General features: G+C 64.7%; 16 protein-coding genes and 1 tRNA gene. 10 read left to right on the top strand and 7 right to left on the bottom strand.

The window, feature by feature from the left end:
• The 4 genes from aceK to IPP28_05380 all read left to right on the top strand — a co-directional run bounded on the left by aceK (position 1) and on the right by IPP28_05380 (position 3,606).
• On the top strand, positions 1-1,710 hold the full coding sequence (gene aceK, locus IPP28_05395) for a bifunctional isocitrate dehydrogenase kinase/phosphatase (protein ID MBL0040481.1): 1,710 nt from the start codon (positions 1-3) through the stop codon (positions 1,708-1,710).
• A gap of 129 nt (positions 1,711-1,839) precedes the next feature.
• Complete coding sequence (locus IPP28_05390) at positions 1,840-2,655, top strand: MBL fold metallo-hydrolase (GenBank protein MBL0040480.1); 816 nt, start codon at positions 1,840-1,842, stop codon at positions 2,653-2,655.
• A gap of 26 nt (positions 2,656-2,681) precedes the next feature.
• Positions 2,682-3,287 carry an OmpW family protein gene (locus IPP28_05385; protein MBL0040479.1) on the top strand — a complete coding sequence of 202 codons (606 nt, stop codon included), beginning with the start codon at positions 2,682-2,684 and terminating at the stop codon, positions 3,285-3,287.
• 118 nt (positions 3,288-3,405) lie between these two features.
• The gene (locus IPP28_05380) at positions 3,406-3,606 is read left to right on the top strand and encodes a hypothetical protein (GenBank protein MBL0040478.1); all 201 of its coding nucleotides are present in this window, start codon (positions 3,406-3,408) and stop codon (positions 3,604-3,606) included.
• On the opposite strand, the gene IPP28_05375 is transcribed toward IPP28_05380, so the two are convergent.
• The 3 genes from IPP28_05375 to IPP28_05365 are packed head-to-tail and all read right to left on the bottom strand — an operon-like array spanning position 3,551 to position 7,469.
• Complete coding sequence (locus IPP28_05375) at positions 3,551-5,629, bottom strand: PAS domain-containing protein (protein ID MBL0040477.1); 2,079 nt, start codon at positions 5,627-5,629, stop codon at positions 3,551-3,553. The two genes, IPP28_05380 and IPP28_05375, sit on opposite strands and share 56 nt — an antisense overlap.
• Complete coding sequence (locus IPP28_05370; GenBank protein ID MBL0040476.1) at positions 5,626-6,012, bottom strand: response regulator; 387 nt, start codon at positions 6,010-6,012, stop codon at positions 5,626-5,628. Before IPP28_05370 ends, IPP28_05375 begins: the two co-directional genes overlap by 4 nt.
• Entirely contained in the window at positions 6,009-7,469 is a 1,461-nt protein-coding gene (locus IPP28_05365; protein MBL0040475.1) for a PAS domain-containing protein, read from the bottom strand. The genes IPP28_05370 and IPP28_05365 overlap by 4 nt, the downstream gene beginning before the upstream one ends.
• 147 nt (positions 7,470-7,616) lie before the next feature.
• Between IPP28_05365 and IPP28_05360 the strand changes: the two genes are divergently transcribed.
• Positions 7,617-8,078 (top strand): response regulator, encoded by a 462-nt coding sequence (locus tag IPP28_05360; GenBank protein MBL0040474.1) that lies wholly within the window; start codon positions 7,617-7,619, stop codon positions 8,076-8,078.
• On the opposite strand, the gene IPP28_05355 is transcribed toward IPP28_05360, so the two are convergent.
• The gene (locus IPP28_05355) at positions 8,063-8,263 is read right to left on the bottom strand and encodes a hypothetical protein (protein MBL0040473.1); all 201 of its coding nucleotides are present in this window, start codon (positions 8,261-8,263) and stop codon (positions 8,063-8,065) included. The two genes, IPP28_05360 and IPP28_05355, sit on opposite strands and share 16 nt — an antisense overlap.
• A 114-nt stretch (positions 8,264-8,377) precedes the next feature.
• Positions 8,378-9,004 (bottom strand): HTH-type transcriptional repressor FabR, encoded by a 627-nt coding sequence (fabR, locus tag IPP28_05350; GenBank protein ID MBL0040472.1) that lies wholly within the window; start codon positions 9,002-9,004, stop codon positions 8,378-8,380.
• A gap of 101 nt (positions 9,005-9,105) precedes the next feature.
• Here fabR and IPP28_05345 point away from each other — a divergent pair, with 101 nt between their 5' ends.
• The 3 genes from IPP28_05345 to IPP28_05335 all read left to right on the top strand — a co-directional run bounded on the left by IPP28_05345 (position 9,106) and on the right by IPP28_05335 (position 13,262).
• Positions 9,106-10,212, top strand: coding sequence for a ferredoxin reductase (locus tag IPP28_05345; protein MBL0040471.1), 1,107 nt, complete (start codon positions 9,106-9,108; stop codon positions 10,210-10,212).
• Between the two features lie 4 nt (positions 10,213-10,216).
• Positions 10,217-11,359 carry an acyl-CoA desaturase gene (locus IPP28_05340; protein ID MBL0040470.1) on the top strand — a complete coding sequence of 381 codons (1,143 nt, stop codon included), beginning with the start codon at positions 10,217-10,219 and terminating at the stop codon, positions 11,357-11,359.
• A 232-nt stretch (positions 11,360-11,591) separates the two neighbouring features.
• The gene (locus IPP28_05335) at positions 11,592-13,262 is read left to right on the top strand and encodes a hypothetical protein (GenBank protein MBL0040469.1); all 1,671 of its coding nucleotides are present in this window, start codon (positions 11,592-11,594) and stop codon (positions 13,260-13,262) included.
• 98 nt (positions 13,263-13,360) lie between these two features.
• Here IPP28_05335 and IPP28_05330 read toward each other — a convergent pair whose 3' ends face one another.
• Together IPP28_05330 and IPP28_05325 are read right to left on the bottom strand one after the other, a co-directional pair.
• Positions 13,361-14,362: an HNH endonuclease gene (locus tag IPP28_05330; protein ID MBL0040468.1), complete on the bottom strand. Its 1,002-nt coding sequence runs from the start codon at positions 14,360-14,362 to the stop codon at positions 13,361-13,363.
• 49 nt (positions 14,363-14,411) lie between these two features.
• A tRNA-Arg gene (locus IPP28_05325) sits at positions 14,412-14,488 on the bottom strand.
• 272 nt (positions 14,489-14,760) lie between these two features.
• Between IPP28_05325 and IPP28_05320 the strand changes: the two genes are divergently transcribed.
• Together IPP28_05320 and IPP28_05315 are read left to right on the top strand one after the other, a co-directional pair.
• Positions 14,761-15,894, top strand: a complete 1,134-nt coding sequence (locus tag IPP28_05320) for a vanadium-dependent haloperoxidase (protein ID MBL0040467.1) — start codon at positions 14,761-14,763, stop codon at positions 15,892-15,894.
• Between the two features lie 242 nt (positions 15,895-16,136).
• Positions 16,137-16,634, top strand: coding sequence for a glycine zipper 2TM domain-containing protein (locus IPP28_05315; GenBank protein ID MBL0040466.1), 498 nt, complete (start codon positions 16,137-16,139; stop codon positions 16,632-16,634).
• The last annotated feature ends 13 nt before the right edge of the window (positions 16,635-16,647 follow it).

Raw genomic sequence — 16,647 nt, 5'->3', positions numbered from 1 at the left:
ATGCCCGATGTCCTCGCCCAGCACGCCGCCGCCCAGTTGCGCGCCAGCTTCGACGACTACAACCGTCGTTTCCGCGACATCACGCAACGCGCACGCGGCCGTTTCGAGCGGCGCGAGTGGGCGCCGATGCAGGCCGACTTGGTCGAGCGCATCGAGATGTACGACCGTTGCGTGGCCGAAGCCAGCGACGCCCTGCTGCAGACCCTGCGCGAACGCGCCGGCGAGCGCGCGGTCTGGGCCCGCATCAAGCTCGCGTTCGATGCCGAAATTGCCGGATTGCTCGACGGCGAGCTCTATCAGACCTACTACAACACGCTGACCCGGCGCTTCTTCAAGACCCGCGGCGTCGATGCCGACATCGAGTTCGTCGCGCTGCGCATCGAGCCGACCGATCGCATCACCCATCCGGTGGCACGACACAGCTATTCGGTCGGCGATTCGCTCGCCGACAGCCTCGACCGGCTGCTGGAGGACTATCCGTTCGAGGTGCCGTATTCGCACCGCCGCGCGGACGCGGAGGCGCTGGCCGAAGACCTCGAACGGCGCCTCACCCATTGGGGCGAACGACCGGTACGGGCGATCGAGATGCTGGAAACCGTGTTCTACCGAGAACGTCGCGCTTTTCTTGTGGGACGAATCTTCGGTGCCGAACGCTACACGCCAATCGTGATCGCGCTCTGCCACGTCCCGGAGGGTGGTATCGGCGTCGATGCAGCCCTGACCGAACGTGACGATGTCGCCGTGCTGTTCGGCATCACCCGTTCGTATTTTCTCGCCGACTTCGAAACCGTCGGCGATGCCGTCGTGTTCCTGAAGACGCTGTTGCCGCGCAAGGCGGTCGACGAGTGGTACGCCATGCTCGGTCGCCTCAAGCAGGCCAAGACCGAGCGCTATCGGCATTTCTTCCGCCACTTCGAGGCCAGTCCGGAATCGTTCGTGCATGCGCCGGGCGCCAAGGGCATGGTCATGGCGGTGTTCATGCTGCCCGGCTATCCACTGGTGTTCAAGGTCATCCGCGACGTGTTCGCGCCGCCGAAGACGGTGGTGCGACAGGACGTGCTGGCGAAGTATCAACTGGTGTTCAAGCATGATCGCGCCGGTCGCCTGATCGATGCGCAGGAATTCCGCCACCTACGGTTTCCGCGCAGCCGCTTCGCCCCCGCAGTGCTGGAAGAACTCCTCGGCGGTTGCCGCGAATCGGTGGTCGCCGACGGCGACGATGTCGTGCTGCTGCACTGCTATGTCGAGCGTCGCCTGCGCCCACTCAACCTGCTGGTGATGGAGGACGCGCCGCAGGAAGCGCGCCGCGCCATCCTCGACTACGGGCAAGCGATCAAGGACCTGGCGATGTGCAACGTCTTCCCGGGCGACCTGCTGCTGAAGAATTTCGGCGTCACCCGCCATGGCCGCGCGATCTTCTACGACTACGACGAACTGTGCCTGGTCAGCGAATGCCGCTTCCGCGAACTGCCGAAACCGTCGAACGAGGACGAAGAGATGCACGACGGGGCCTGGTTCCATGTCGACGAGCACGACGTGTTCCCGGAACAGTTCCCGCTGTTCCTCGGCCTCGACGCGAACGACCGCGCGGCACTGATCGCCACCCATGGCGAAATCTTCCGGGCCGACTGGTGGCGCGACCTGCAGGCGCGTTTCCGCGACGGCGATCCGCCCGAAATCGCGCCGTATCCGGCGGCGCTGAGGCTGTAGCCACGACGCCAATTGACCGAGGTCAATTGCGGGATCGGATCACGCCGACGGTCACGCCGTAATTGATGCCCGTCAAGTTCGGTGCGGATCGTCCGCCTAGGCTGCCGTCCTCGCATCAAGGACGCAGTCATGGCCACCGAGCTCTACAACAAGAACGGACACAAGGTCATCGTGTTCAACGACATGGTACGCGGCGAGGATGGCGTTCAAGCCAACCAGATGCTGATCATGCGCGGTCGCGACAGCATGCTGCTCGATCCGGGCGGCGCCCTGTTGTACACGCCGCTGTCGATGGCGGTCGCGCGCCATGTGCCACTGAAGCAACTGACCTATATCTTCGCCTCGCACCAGGACCCGGACGTGATCGGCTCGGTCGACCGCTGGCTGGTCTATTCCGGCGCGAAAGTGGTGTGCTCCAAATGGTGGGGCCGGTTCGTGCCGCACAGCGTGCCGCACTACATCGACGTCGGTGCCGACCGCTACGTGCTGCTCGGCGACGAGGGCGCGGACCTGCCGTTTGCCGACTCCGTCCTCGCCTGCCTGCCCGCGCACTTCCTGCACTCGGTCGGCAATTTCAACGTGTTCGATCCGGTGTCGAAGGTGCTGTTCTCTGGAGACGTCGGCGCCTCGCTGTATGACGGCAACGATTACGCGCCGGTCAGCGATTTCAACGAACACCTGAAGATCATGGCCGGCTTCCATCGCCGCTTCATGGCCTCGAACCGCGCCTGCCGCATCTGGGTCCAGATGGTGCGCGAACTCGATGTCGAGATGATCGTGCCGCAACACGGCCTGCCGTTCTTCGGCAAGGACATGATCAAGCAGTTCCTCGACTGGCTCGAGGGTCTCGAATGCGGCACCGACCTCATGGTCGGCGCGGGCCGCTTCCGCTCCGAATCCACCGTGCTGCGCGCCGTCGTGCCGCGCGCGCGCTTCGCTTCCTGAATTTTTCATCCTTCCGGAGAATTGCCATGAGAAAGATCGCCACTGCCCTGCTGTGCGTGTTTGCCGCACCGCTCGCCCACGCCGACGACGGCACCTGGCGTTTCACGGTCGGTGCCCACAACGTTGATCCGACATCGGACAACGGCAGCCTCGCCGCCGGTGCGCTCGACGTCGACGTCGGCAGCAACTGGCGCCCGAGCTTCACCGCGGAATACTTCCTCAACGACCACCTGGGCGTCGAAGTGCTGGCAGCGCTGCCGTTCAAGCATGACGTCAAGCTCAATGGCGTCGCTGCCGGTGAAGTCACGCACCTGCCGCCGACCGTGTCGCTGCAGTACCACTTCAGTCCGGAAGCGAAGATCTCGCCCTATCTCGGTGCCGGCGTGAATTTCACGTGGATCTACAGCGAGGACAGCGCCGGCCCGATCGCCGGTACCGAGCTCAAGCTGAAGAACAGTTGGGGTCTGGCCGCCCATGCCGGCGTCGACTTCAAGCTCGAGAACGACTGGTTTGTCGGCGTCGACGCGCGCTGGATCGACATCGACAGCGACGTGTCGGTGAACACCGTGCAGGTCGGTACCGTCAACATCGATCCGCTGGTCTACGGCGTCTACGTCGGCAAGCGCTTCTGAGCGCGACCACCGCACGGGACAACACGGACTGCGCGACGATCGCGCGGTCCGTTCAGCTTCCGCGAGGTATTTGGTCCTAGCATCGCGACCGTCCAATTCCGGACGCGTGGAGACGGCGATGGTCGGTTTTCTGCTGTGGCTGTTGTTGCTGGTGATCTGCTGGCCGCTGGCCCTCATCGCGATCGTGCTCTATCCGATCGTCTGGGTCGTGCTGCTGCCGTTTCGTCTGCTCGGCATCGTCGTCAACGGCGTCTTCGAATTTCTCAGGTCGCTGATCCTGCTGCCGGCGCGTCTCCTGCGGGGACCGAAGGCGGCGTAATGCCTGAAGGCCGCGCCAGCGGCTGGCGCAACGGCAAGTCGATCACGAAGCACGCGCCCTGACCGGGCGCGCTGCGGGCCACGATGCCGCCGCGATGGCGCTCGACAATGCGGCGGACGATTGACAGTCCGAGTCCCGTTCCGGGGTGTTCGTCGTGGCGATGAAGCCGCTGGAACGGCAGGAAGATGCGCTCGGCATATTTCGGATCGAAGCCGATGCCGTTGTCGGCAAAGGTGATCCGCACGAGGCTGCGTCCAGCCTCCTCGACCGTCGTTGCGCCGATCGTGATTCGTGGCGCGGTGTCCGCACGCTTGAACTTCAATGCGTTGCCGATCAGGTTGGCGAACAGCTGGCGCATCTGCATGGCATCGGCGTCGATGCACGGCAATGGTTCGACCGCGACGGATGCCGCATCGGCACGCAGGTCCAATCCGTAATCCTCGACCACTTCCCTGCATACCGTCGCGAGGTCGACCATCGCGAATGGCTGCCCTCCCGCGACAACGCGCGAGTAGGACAACAGGTCGTCGATCAACCCCTGCATGCGTTGCGCGGCACGCTGTATTCGCCCGACTCGGTCGACCGCGCCCGACGACAGCGACGCCGCTTCACGATCGAGGATGGCGTCGGCAAAGATCCGGATCTTGCGCAGCGGTTCCTGCAGGTCGTGCGAGGCGACGAAGGCGAAGTCCTGGAGTTCGCGGTTGTGCTCGGCCAGTTCGTGCAAGGACTCTTGCAGCATCACCTCGATGCGCTTGCGGTCGCTGATGTCCTGGGCCAGCGTGATGATGCCTGCGGTGTCGCCATCGGCGTCGCGAAACGGCGCCTTGGTCACCAGAAAATGCCGCGTCTCGGCACCGACCGGGTAGGTCTGTTCCCAGGACACCGCGGCATTGCCCGCAAGCACTTCGCGATCATGGTGACCTGCGGCGTCGGCGGTGTCGTCGGGGAGCACGTCCTCGGCGCGGCGGCCAAGCACCTGGGCGATCGGGACACGCACGAAATCCTGGGCGCGTCGATTGAAGTAGACGTAACGCAGATCGACATCCTTCACGAACAACGCCACCGGCACGTTGTCCGCGATGGCCCGCAACAGCGCGTGACTGCGCCGCTCCGATGCTTCGGCGCGCAGGCGGTCGGTGATGTCGCGGGTGACGCTGAGCACCGACTCGATCGCGCCTTCGTTGTCGCGCAGCGGCGTCGCATGTGACTCCAGCCAGCGTTCGGTGCCCTTCAGTCCAACGATGCGGAAGCGCGCGATCCCGGCCTGTCCGGCGCACGCGCTCAGGTGCAGGTCGAGGAAGGCATCGCGATCTTCCGGCCGCACGATCTGCGCGATCCGCATGCCGCGAATCGCGTCGAAATCCTCGGCTTCGATCAGGCGCAGACCGGCCGCATTCATCTCCACCAGGTCGCCGGCCGTCGACACGATCTTCACGCATTCCGGTTCGTTGTCGAAAATGATGCGCAGCCGCGATTCGCTGACACGCGCGGCGTGTTCGGCACGACGCCGTGCATCGTTGTCGCGGCGCAATTCGCGGTTCGCCTTCTCGAGCTGTGCGCTGCGTTCTTCGAGTTTGCGCACGAGGATGTGGCTGTAGTGCTCGAGCACGTCGGTCTGCACCGCCAGCGATGGCGGCGCCCGCATCGGCGCATCCGCTGCTTCGACCGCGGCGATCCGCGCCAGCAGCTGGTCCGGCTCGATCGGCTTGACGATGAAGTCGTCGGCACCAAGGTCGCGCGCCAGCTGCGCATCCTCGTCCTCGGTGTAGGTCGCGGTATGCACGATGAAGCGGATGCCGCACAGCTCGGGGTCGTTGCGCCACTGGCGCAGCAACGAATAACCGTCCATGCCCGGCATCAGCAAGTCGCTGACGACCAGCGTCGGCGGCGATCGGCGCGCCTTGGCCAGCGCCTCCAGCCCGTCCGCAGCGAGGTCGACTTCGTAGCCGCGCGAGCGCAGCAGGATGCCGAGGTATTCGCGATTGCCATCGTTGTCGTCGACGATCAGGACACGACTCATCCGGCACGCTCCGTCGGCGGCCGCATGAACTGCTCCACGTCCGTCACGAAGGTATCGGGATCGATCGGTTTCTCGATGTAGCCGTTGCAGCCCGCATCCAGCGAACGTTCGCGGTCGCCGACCATGGCATACGAAGTGACCGCGACCACCGGGACCTTTGCCAGCGAGGGATGTTCGCGCAGCGCCCGCGCCACCGCATGGCCGTCCATTCCGGGCAACTGGATGTCGAGCAGGATCAGGTCCGGGACAAGTGAGCGCGCTTCGGCCAACCCGCCAGGGCCGTCGTGCGCGGTGCGCACGCGGTGACCCGCCTGTTCGAGCAGGAAGCGCACCAGATAACGGTTGTTCTCGTTGTCCTCGATCAACAGGATGTCGCGACTCATGGCTCGTATTCACCTCGTTGCGGCAGCACAAGCACGAATTCGCTGCCGACGCCTTCGGTACTGCGCAGATCGATGCGTCCATCCATCAGGCTCGCCAGGCGTCGGCAGATGGCGAGACCGAGTCCGCTGCCCTCATGGTGCCGGGCGAGGCCGGAATCGATCTGGTGGAACGGATCGAACACCGAATCGACGGCTTCGCCCGGAATGCCGATGCCGGTATCGATGATACTGAAACGCAGCGCCGGCAACGCCGCCGTTCCCGGCCGCACGACCTCCCGGTCGAGCGCCTCCACGCGCACGCGGACCGAACCGCGCTCGGTGAACTTGAGGGCATTGTTCACCAGATTCAGCAGGATCTGCTCCACCCGTCGGCGATCCGCGGTCATGGTCGGCAGTTGCGGCGGACACTGCAACGACAGCGCCAGTCCGCGTTTCTCGGCCATCGGCGCCAGGGTCGCGATGACGCGAGCCACCACTTCACCGGGATCGAAGGACTCGCGCCGCACCGTCAGCTGGCCCGCCTCGATCTTGGACAGATCGAGCACATCGTTGATCAGGTCGAGCAGATGGCGCGCACTGCCCGCAACCATGCCCAGCTGCCGCGACTGCTCCTCGTTGACCGGTCCAGCCAGGCCGCGAGACACCAGCGCCGTGAACCCGATGATGGAATTGAGCGGCGTACGCAGCTCGTGCGACATCGTCGCAAGGAAGGCGGACTTGACGCGGTCGGCATTCTCGGCGCGCAGCAGTGCGGCGCGCAGGTCTTCGGTGCGCGCCGCGACGGTCTGCTCCAGCGACTCGTTGACGCTGCGCAACGCGATCTCGGCTCGGCGTTGCTCGGTCAGCTCGATCGACAGCACGACGATGCCTTCGGGCACCGGGAACCCGCGCAGGTCGAACCAGCCGCTGCTGCCGTCGGGAAAGGTGAACGCAATTTCCTCGTGAAACGGAACGCGCTCGTCCATGCAGCGCCGCATCAGGGCATGCGGGTGCGTCTGTTCGATGCCCGGCCAGGCCTCGGTGAAGACTCGCCCGAGCAACTCGCTGTTCGGTCGCCGGTTGTGGCGCTCGACCGCCGGATTCAGATAGAGATAGCGCCACTGGAAATCCAGCACCTGGCAACCTTCCAGGATGCCTTCCAGCACCTCGTGATAGCGGCGCTCGCTGGCACGCAGCCAGGATTCGGTGCGCGCCTGCTCGGCATGGCTGTGCTCGAGCGAGCCATAGGTGAAGCGCAGCAAGCCGAGCAGCAGGGCCGCGGTCACCAGCACGAAGCCCACGCCCTTGTAGGTACTGACGCGCAAGACCGTCTGCGGATCGTCGAAGAGCAGTGCGATCAGTCGATCCGAGAGCAGGATCCAGATGGTCGCGACCACGGCATAAGCGAGCGCGATGCGCAGCGCGCGCGAACGCATTCCCTGTGTGACGATCGACTTCCAGTCGCGGTCGAACCGCATGCCGCTGCTCCCTGAGAGCCACCCACGCATCGGTCATTGTACGCCGCGACGCCGGATCGGACATACGCAACTCTACGAATGGCGGCACACCGGGGATCGCGGCAGCATGCCGGTCGACCACCTGACGGTGAAACAGCGGAGTTCGCCATGCCCAGAATCCTCATCGTGGACGACGACCTCGGCGTGCTGCGCGCGCTCGGTCGCCTGATCCATTTCATGCCGCGGTCGGCGCTCGGCGGCGACGCTCAGGTCGAATGCCACGACGATCCGGAGCAGGCGCTGGCGCGCGTCCAGGCCGTCGAGTTCGACCTCGTCATCGTCGATTACCTGATGCCGAAGCTGCACGGCGTGGGATTCATGCGCCGGCTCGATGCCCTGCATTCGCACGCGGCACGCCTGCTGCTCAGCGGGCACGCGCGGGTACTGGAGCGAATCGAAGCCGTTCGCGGCCTCGGACCGATCGAGATCATGCCCAAACCCTGGGACGACGAGAGACTGTGCCTCGCGATCTCGCGCCTGGTGCAGACGCGGCAGCATCAACTGTCGCCGTCGCGACCACCACCGTACGCGCGACCGCCGCTTCCGAACCGGCGTCAACCGGTGTTCTGAGCCTGCTGCACGAGTCTTGACCGCACGTGCGCGCGCAAGGCTTCGGTCTTGGCATGGATCGCTGCGCGCAGCACGATGGCCAATGCCATCGCCTCGCGATCGTGCGGTGCGTCTTCGCAGCGCACCAGCGCACAGCGTGCCGACTCCAGCCAGCGCAAGGTCGCACACAATTGTTCGCCGCTCATCATGACCTGCCCCCGCAGTTGCCGTGGGGACAAGCTAGCCCGGCCCGGTGACGCCGACCTCCGGTGATCTCGGATTCAGGCCTGCGACATTTCGCAGACGCCGCGTTCGCCCGCTCAGGCCTGACGCGCACCGACGATGATCATGCGCACCATCGTCGTCAGCTGCTCGATCAGTTCGGCATCGCGATCCGCAGGCAGGTCCATGGCCGATGCCCCCATCGCGAAGGCGAGGCGGGTGATGGCCTTGGCCGCGAGTGCCGGTTGCCTGAAGGTCGCGCTTTCTCGCGCGGCGATGCGCACCAGGTCGGCGCACAACTCGTCTTCGAAATAACTCAGTTCGCGATCGACGGCTTTCTTGAAGGCATCCGAGCCGACGGTGCCTTCGCGCAGCAACACGTGCAGCAAGGCGTCGTCGGCGCGCACCTGTTCGATGAAGGTCTGCACCGAGCCGCGGATCATGCCTTCGTCGGTGGCGATGCGATGGCGGGCCGCACCGACGATCTTGCGCAGCGACTGCCCGGCGAGATCGATCAGCGCGACTGCAAGCTCGTCGGTGTCGCGAAAGTGGCGATAGAAGCTGTTCGGCGCGATGCCTGCTTCGCGCGCGATTTCGCGCAGGCTCAGGCTCGACACGCTGCGATGCGGGCCGATCAGGCGCAGGGCCGCGGCGAGCAGTTCATCGCGCGAAGTGGCGGCTCGGCGACCGGCGGGCTGGGCCGAGGAATGCGTGTCGGGCGTCATCGTGAGGGGATTTCTTGCGGCGGAGCGTGGCCCGCATCATACGCTCCGTCGAAAATATACAGGTGTATAGACATCTGTATGCGTATCTGTATACTGCCGCAATGCAGCACACCCATCTCCCCTCCGAACTTCGCCCTTCGTCTCGGCTGGCACGCCTGATCGAGGCCCTGATTCCCTCGGCCACGCTGGATTTCTGGGGCGCGCGGATCGCGCCGGCCTGGTCCTGGCGCCTTCCCAAGGCAGTCATCGTCGGACGCGAGACCGCGGCCGAGGGCATGGTGACCCTGGTGCTCCGCCCGAATCGACACTGGCGCGGCGCCGCGCCCGGGCAGCACATCAATGTCTCGTTCGAAGTCGATGGCCGCCGCGTCACCCGCTGCTACAGCCCGAGCGCCGTGCCGGGACGACCGGGCTGCATCGCGATCACGATCAAGCAGGTCGAGGGCGGTCGTTTGAGCACTGCCCTGTGCCGGTCGGCGAAGATCGGCGACGTGCTCGATCTTGGTCCGGCTTTCGGCGACATGTGCCTGGAAGCCGCTGCCACCGGTCCGCTGCACCTGCTGGCCGCAGGCAGCGGCATCACGCCGATGATCGCGACGGTGCGCGCGCTCGCCGCCAACGGCATGCCGCGTCCGTTGAGCCTGCACTACTGGGCTCGCCGCCCGGCCGAACTGGCGTTCGTCGACGAGCTGCGCGCACTCACCCGTCGGCACGCGCACTTCCAGGTCCGCTTCCACCTGACGCAGGCGCGCGCAGTGCACCAGGACGAGTCTCAAGGCCGCATCGACGATGCCACCTTCGCGACCGAAACCGACACCCTCGCGCACAGCACCGTGCTGGCCTGCGGACCGCAGGGGTTCGTCGATCACGCACGCAGCCTGCTCGCCCATCGCGTCGCGGCGTTCGTTTCGGAAAGCTTTACTCCGATCACCGCCCACAGCGACGACAAGGGCGACGTGGCAGTGACGATGGCGTCCAGCCAACGCACGCTCGTCGTGCCGCGCGGCACGCCGCTGCTGACTGCATTGGAAGCGCTCGGCGTGCCGCTGGCGTCGGGGTGCCGGCGCGGCATCTGCAACACCTGCGCCTGTGAAAAACGTTCCGGCAGCTCACTCGATCTGCTGACCGGCACGACCACCCGCGACGCCGTCTCCGCCCTGCGCCTGTGCGTCAGCGCGGCCGTCACCGATCTCGTTCTGGAGCTCTGAGTCCATGACCCGCGCCGCCAACCGTGTTCTGTCGAATGCCGAACTGGACGACTTCGCGCGCGAACTCGATGCATTGCGCACGCGCACCGTCGCCACCCTCGGCCAGGCCGACGCCGACTACATCCGCGCCGTCATTCGCGCGATTCGCTATTGCGGCTTGGGCGGTCGCGTCCTGCTGATCGCGAGCGCGATCGTTTCGTTCTGGTGGCCTGCGGTACTGGTGCCCGGATGCTTGCTCGGCGTGTTGTTGCTGACCTTGTCCAAGATCCTCGAGAACATGGAACTCGGCCACAACGTGATGCACGGCCAATACGACTGGATGCGCGATCCGCACCTCGATGGCCACCGCTACGAATGGGACATCGCCGGTACCAGCGACAACTGGCGCAAGACGCACAACTTCCATCATCACACCTGGACCAATGTCCGCGGCATGGACGACGACGTCGGCTACGGGCTGCTGCGCCTGTTCCCGGAGCAACGCTGGAAGCCGCGCTACCTGCTGCAGCCGGCCGTCGCGGTGATCTTCGCGCTTCTGTTCGAGTGGGGCATCGCGGTACAGGACCTGCGCCTCGGCCGCTGGCTCGCCGGACGCACGAAGACCGCAGTACTGCGCGAGCAGTTCCGACCGGTCGGCCGGAAAATGACGCGCCAGATCGTTCGCGACTACCTCGTCTTCCCGCTACTCGCCGGTCCCGGTTTCGTTCCGGTCCTGCTCGGCAGCATCGCCGCCAATGTGCTGCGCAACCTGTGGACCTACATGATCATCTTCTGCGGCCACTTCACCGCCGACGCCGAGACTTTTTCGAGGGATTCGGTGACCGGTGAATCGCGCGGTCGCTGGTACCTGCGGCAGCTGCGCGGATCCTCCAACCTGTCGGGCGGCCGAGCGCTCGATCTGCTGTCGGGCAACCTGAGCCACCAGATCGAACATCACCTGTTCCCCGACGTGCCCGGCAACCGCTATGCCGCGATGGCCGTCGAGGTCCGCGCCATCTGCGCGCGCTACGGCCAGCACTACAACACCGGATCGCTGCCCCGGCAGTTCAGCCAGGTGCTGTGGCGCATTGTCCGCCATGCGTTTCCGAGCCGGCCCGACCTGCATCCCGCCGCCGCCGAACTTGCGCTGCCTGCCAACGGCAGTTGAGCGGAGACCTCGATCGGCGCGGCCGGCAGTGAAGGCTGCAACGACGGCGGGCCATTCAATGGCGATGACGCGTCGACCGCTTGCCATCCTTCGGCGGGCAACTGATTAACATTCTCCTGAGATTCGCCTCAGACGCGCTTACGGCGCAACCGCGCACACTTCAAGCGGATAGGCGAACGCCGCACGACGCACCGATCCGGCAGCGCCGTGATTCGAAGAAAGGGGCCAGGACATGCATCACCATTCGAGCGCGGATCGCTGGGCACAGCGCGTGGCCACCGTGTTGATGTGCGTCGCCGGCGTCGCGACCGCCGCGACGCCCGTCGATCAGGCGAATTCCGACGCAGGCTTCGTGCTTCCGACCGACGCGGAACTCGAACGCCTCGGGGCCAGATTCGGCACCATCGAAATCGACAATCAGGATGTGTTCGATGAACATGACCAGCACGAAAATCACGCGCTGTTTCGCCTCTCGAACCGGCTGCATATCGAGACCCGGCCGGAACTGATCGAACAACAACTGCTGTTCAAGTCGGATGACCGGTTCTCCAGACAATTGATCGATGAATCCGCACGCATCCTGCGTGCGAATCGCTACTTCTACAACGCCGACATCGTGCCCGTTCGATATGTCGATGGTCGCGTGGACGTACGCGTGACGACCCGCGACGTGTGGTCGCTCAATCCCGGACTCTCCTTCAGCCGACGGGGCGGGAGGAGCACGTACGGGATCGAGTTCGAGGAGCTGAACCTCCTGGGACAAGGGGTGTCGGTCGGCGTCCATCACAAGTCGGGCATCGACCGGGACGTTCGTGGCGTCGACTTCGTCGACCGTCATCTGCTGGGGCAACGGATCGAACTGGCAGCCAACTACGAGAGCAACAGCGATGGCGACGTGCAGCACCTGAGTCTCCAGCGTCCGTTCTATGCACTGGATACCCGATTCGCGATCGGCGGCAGCGTCGAGCGAGTGGACCGTGTCGATCCGCTCTATGCGCTCGGCGAGATCGATTCGCAGTTCCGCGAGCGGTCCAATGCGCTGAATCTTTTTGGTGGATGGTCGTCGGGTCTGCGTGACGGCTGGGTCCGCCGTTGGCTGGTCGGCTATGCCCTGGATCGTCGCGAGTTCGACGCACTTCCCGGCGCCGTCGAGAACGGACCGTTGCCTGAAAATCGTGACTTGTCGTATCCATGGATCGGCGTCGAGATCGTGCAGGACGAATTCAGCTCGCTGCACAATCACGATCAGATCGGACGCACCGAAGACTTCCTGCTCGGCACACGATTCGCCGCCAAACTCGGCTACAGCAGCGCGGGGCTCGGCGCAGACCGCGATTCACTGATCTACCAGGCATCGTTCGATCACGGCATGACGTTGTCGCCGCAGACCATGTTCACGCTTTCGTCGACGCTCGATGGCCGCTGGGACGAGCGCGGCGCGCGCGGGCTGTGGTTCGATTCAAGCGCACGCTATTACCACCAGCAGGGCGAGCAATGGCTGTTGTTCGCGAGTCTCGACGCCAACTATACGCATGCGCCCGACATCGAGCGGCAATTGCTGCTGGGTGGCGACAACGGACTGCGCGGCTATCCGCTGCGCTATCAGGCCGGCGACGCCAGCGCCCGCTTCACGGTCGAGGAGCGCTTCTTCTCCGACTGGTACCCGTTCCGGCTGTTCCGCGTCGGCGGCGCCGCGTTCTTCGACGCCGGACGTACCTTCGGTCACGATCCACTGGGAACACCCAACTTCGGCTTGCTCAAGGACGTCGGCGTCGGACTGCGTCTCGGCAACAGCCGTTCCGGAAACGGCAGCGTGATTCACGTCGATCTCGCGTTCCCGCTCGATGGTCCGAGCGACCTGAAAGGCATGCAGTTCCTGATCGAGACGCGCAAAGCGTTCTAGGAGCTCGATGCATTGCAGGCCATCCTCGATGATCGCAAGCGGCCAACGCACCGGCATCGGTTGGCGCAGGCTGCGTGAGAGGAGCGGTCCACCGACAGTCACGGCAATGAATGTTCGACCCCATGGATTGGGAATGGCGATTTGAGAAGGACATTTTCGCGATGGAAATCTAGGTAGCTCCGCTGCCCCGACGTGAACCTCCCAACGTTGATTCTTTCGCCAACCGCGATCCCCAGCTTTCTCAAAGAATCGCAATGAGCGACAGGGGAAATCAGAAGCTCGCCGTCGTCTCCGAAGCCGATGAAACCTCGATCAAAGAGATGATCCGCGTTTGGACTCAGCAGCAAACCGTTCTCACCATCCAATCGTTCCTCATTTGAGGATTCGCGCCAGGGCTTGCAGTGACTGGCTCGCAAGTGCTGCTGTTGGTCCACTCCGGTAATTCGACACACTTTCTCGATCTGCATGACGCGGTCCTTGAACAATCCTTGACCACGTCTTGCCATGACCACAGACGACCGTTCGGTATCAGTCAAACGGCGATCATCATGCAACCCGGCAAGAACATGCTCCTCCCACTCGATGAGTCCGATCGCCGGCTGAATTCGATTGGCATCTGAGACCCGAACCCCACTGACAATGTCACGCGCTTCGCGACCGACCAGATCTACTAGCGCGGCGGCAAAGGAGGGTGAGACGTACGTCAAGTAAACGCTTTGCAGTCCGGCGCCGTTTGATCTGAGCGGGGCATAGGTCTTTTGAAGATGCGGTACAAGCGAAGCCATGTGACTCGACGGCTTGATGGCGCCGGCCAATGGATGAAAATGTACGTCGACACGCCAACCAATCAAATCCCAGTAGGCGCCAGCGCCAGCAAATTCCAGCGGCTTGGGTGCTTCATACGCATGAGAGCCGGCAATACCGATTGCCTTGATCAACGTGTCGGCAAAGGAAAAAACCACATCCCCTGGGGAGACTTCGCGCATGAAGTCGTAAAATGGATTCCTATTGCCGTTCGACTTCCTTCGTGGTGACCAGAGATATCCACCAGCGACTTCGTGCCGGTACGTCTGATTCTGGTTGACCCACCAGTAGCGCATGCGCCGTTCTACAACGGCTTTCGCGCCCTAGTCCAGCTGCTGCAATAGCTGGCGCGCCCGAAGGGATTCGAACCCCCGACCCCTGCCTTCGGAGGGCAGTGCTCTATCCAACTGAGCTACGGGCGCTTTGTTCAAGGACTGGCGACAGGCGGTCGGATGATGTCCGAGGACCGCTGCCGTGGCGCATTCTAGCGGCGATTGTCGGCACGAGTAACGCACTTCCGGATGGCGGCCGCGATTCGAGTAGGCTGTCGGTCGCGTGATCGAACCGATGGCGCGGGGGATGTCGAACGGCTGGCGAAACAAGGGAGCGCGATATGTCGGGTCGGAATGGCGTGGGGAAACGGTCGTGGGCGCTCGTTGCCCTGTTGGCGTCGCAATGCGCGTCGGCTGGGGTGATGAACGACGTGTTGTCCGAATGGAACCTGCAGGCGGACCAATGCGAGGACGGGCAGTTGGACCTGGAGGCGATGGTGAACGTCGCGATGTTCGAGGCGGTCAACGGCATCGCCGGCAAGTACCAGTCCTATCTGCCGGCCGCGGGAATACGCGGCACGGGTTCGATGGATGCCGCCGCTGCGACGGCTGCCCACGACGTGCTGCTCGCCTTGTGTGCCGATCAGGCCGACGCATTCGAAGCGGCGCTGAAGACGTCGCTGGCACGGGTCGAGGATGACGCCGCACGCGATGCCGGCGCCAAGCTCGGCAGCCGGGCAGCTGCAGCCTTGATTGCCGCGCGCGCCGACTCGGGCGCGAATGTGCCGGACCCGTTGTTTGAACCTGCAGCCGCCGGTCGTTACGTCACCACCCTGGAGCGCGTCGGCGTCAGCACCGCACGCATTCGACCCTGGGTGATGACCACGCCCGACGAGGTGCGTGCACCACCGCCACCCGCGCTCGACAGCGAAACCTGGGCGCGCGACTTCAACGAGATCAAGCGCATGGGCGGCAAGAAATCGGACGCGCGTACGCCGACGCAGACCGATATCGGCAAGTTCTGGGGCAAGCGCGACGTGCGCATCGTGTTGCCGCAACTGCTCGGCCGGCCTGGTCGCACACTGGTGGACGACGCGCGCTTTCTTGCCCTGGCCGAAATGGCCTGGGCCGATTCCTATGTGGCGATGATGGACGGCAAGTACGCCTTCATGTTCTGGCGTCCGATCACCGCCATCCGCAATGCGGCGATGGACGGCAACGCGGCCACCGAGCCCGACCCCGAATGGCGACCCTTGCTGATCAACACCCCGCCGCACCCCGAGTATCCCTGCGGCCATTGCCTGTCGGCGGCCGCCGTCGGTGCGGTGATCGAAGCAGAGTTCGGCAGCACCGCGCCACCGATCGTGCTGGCAGAGGAAGATGCGCTGCTGCGGCGCTATGACACCCCGCGCGAGTACATCGACGAAGTCAGCGAATCGCGCCTGCTGGGCGGCGTGCACTATCGCTTCTCGGTGGAGGCCGGACGCAGTGCCGGCCTCGCGATCGGCCAGCTGGCGGCGCAGCGATATTTCAAGCCGGCGGTCGACGGACACTGATCGGCGCGCCGCCGCCAGTCGCACGATCGGGACGGGCAGCCGGTCGTGCATTCCGCCTTGCGGGCCGTGCTGCAGCCTGCAGATCGCGATGCAGCCGGGGCCGCCGTGGCGATCACTTCCGAATCAAATCAGTTGCTTGGCGCGATCGATGGGGTGGCATCGAACTTGCGCGATTCTGCTTGCCGAAGTCGGATCCCACGATCCGCACTTCCGGCATTCGTCGAGCAGAGAGGAGTAACGAGATGAACAGGATGATCTGTCTGGCCACCGCTTTGAGCCTCGCCCTGTCGGGCACGAGCTTCGCGCAATCGCAGCAGTATGCGCGCGTGCTGGATGCGAGCCCGATCGTCGACCGCGTGACCCAGCGCGAAGAAGTGTGCTGGCCGAAGGACGGGCGCCGTGACCGCGGCATCGAAGGCGCCGTGCTCGGCGCCATCGTCGGCGGCGCACTCGGCAACCAGGTCGGCAAGGGGGATGGCCGCAAGGCCGCGACCGTGGCTGGCGCCCTGGCCGGCGCCGTGGTCGGCCGCGACATCGACCGTCGTGATCGCGACCGTTATCGCTGCGAGTGGCGCAACGTGCCACGCGAGACCGTGATCGGCTACGACGTCAAGTATCGCTATCGCGGCCGCGACTACATCGGCCAGGTCCCATATGAGCCGGGCCGGCGCATCCCGGTGATCGTGTATGACAGCCGCTGGGGTCGAACCCGTGTCGAGCCTGCCGACCAGTTGATGTAACCGGGTCGGCCAT

This window comes from Lysobacterales bacterium (assembly GCA_016721845.1).
In the GTDB taxonomy this organism is placed as follows: domain Bacteria; phylum Pseudomonadota; class Gammaproteobacteria; order Xanthomonadales; family Ahniellaceae; genus JADKHK01.
The sequence above is the reverse complement of the archived record's forward strand: the minus strand, read 5'-3'. Positions and strand labels throughout refer to the sequence as shown.

Bases quoted from the DNA above. Each gene is read 5' to 3' on its own strand.
- aceK (MBL0040481.1), top strand. From the start codon at position 1: ATGCCCGATGTCCTCGCCCAGCACGCCGCCGCCCAGTTGCGCGCCAGC.
- IPP28_05390 (MBL0040480.1), top strand. From the start codon at position 1,840: ATGGCCACCGAGCTCTACAACAAGAACGGACACAAGGTCATCGTGTTC.
- IPP28_05385 (MBL0040479.1), top strand. From the start codon at position 2,682: ATGAGAAAGATCGCCACTGCCCTGCTGTGCGTGTTTGCCGCACCGCTC.
- IPP28_05380 (MBL0040478.1), top strand. From the start codon at position 3,406: ATGGTCGGTTTTCTGCTGTGGCTGTTGTTGCTGGTGATCTGCTGGCCG.
- IPP28_05375 (MBL0040477.1), bottom strand. From the start codon at position 5,629: ATGAGTCGTGTCCTGATCGTCGACGACAACGATGGCAATCGCGAATAC.
- IPP28_05370 (MBL0040476.1), bottom strand. From the start codon at position 6,012: ATGAGTCGCGACATCCTGTTGATCGAGGACAACGAGAACAACCGTTAT.
- IPP28_05365 (MBL0040475.1), bottom strand. From the start codon at position 7,469: ATGCGGTTCGACCGCGACTGGAAGTCGATCGTCACACAGGGAATGCGT.
- IPP28_05360 (MBL0040474.1), top strand. From the start codon at position 7,617: ATGCCCAGAATCCTCATCGTGGACGACGACCTCGGCGTGCTGCGCGCG.
- IPP28_05355 (MBL0040473.1), bottom strand. From the start codon at position 8,263: ATGAGCGGCGAACAATTGTGTGCGACCTTGCGCTGGCTGGAGTCGGCA.
- fabR (MBL0040472.1), bottom strand. From the start codon at position 9,004: ATGACGCCCGACACGCATTCCTCGGCCCAGCCCGCCGGTCGCCGAGCC.
- IPP28_05345 (MBL0040471.1), top strand. From the start codon at position 9,106: ATGCAGCACACCCATCTCCCCTCCGAACTTCGCCCTTCGTCTCGGCTG.
- IPP28_05340 (MBL0040470.1), top strand. From the start codon at position 10,217: ATGACCCGCGCCGCCAACCGTGTTCTGTCGAATGCCGAACTGGACGAC.
- IPP28_05335 (MBL0040469.1), top strand. From the start codon at position 11,592: ATGCATCACCATTCGAGCGCGGATCGCTGGGCACAGCGCGTGGCCACC.
- IPP28_05330 (MBL0040468.1), bottom strand. From the start codon at position 14,362: ATGCGCTACTGGTGGGTCAACCAGAATCAGACGTACCGGCACGAAGTC.
- IPP28_05320 (MBL0040467.1), top strand. From the start codon at position 14,761: ATGAACGACGTGTTGTCCGAATGGAACCTGCAGGCGGACCAATGCGAG.
- IPP28_05315 (MBL0040466.1), top strand. From the start codon at position 16,137: ATGAACAGGATGATCTGTCTGGCCACCGCTTTGAGCCTCGCCCTGTCG.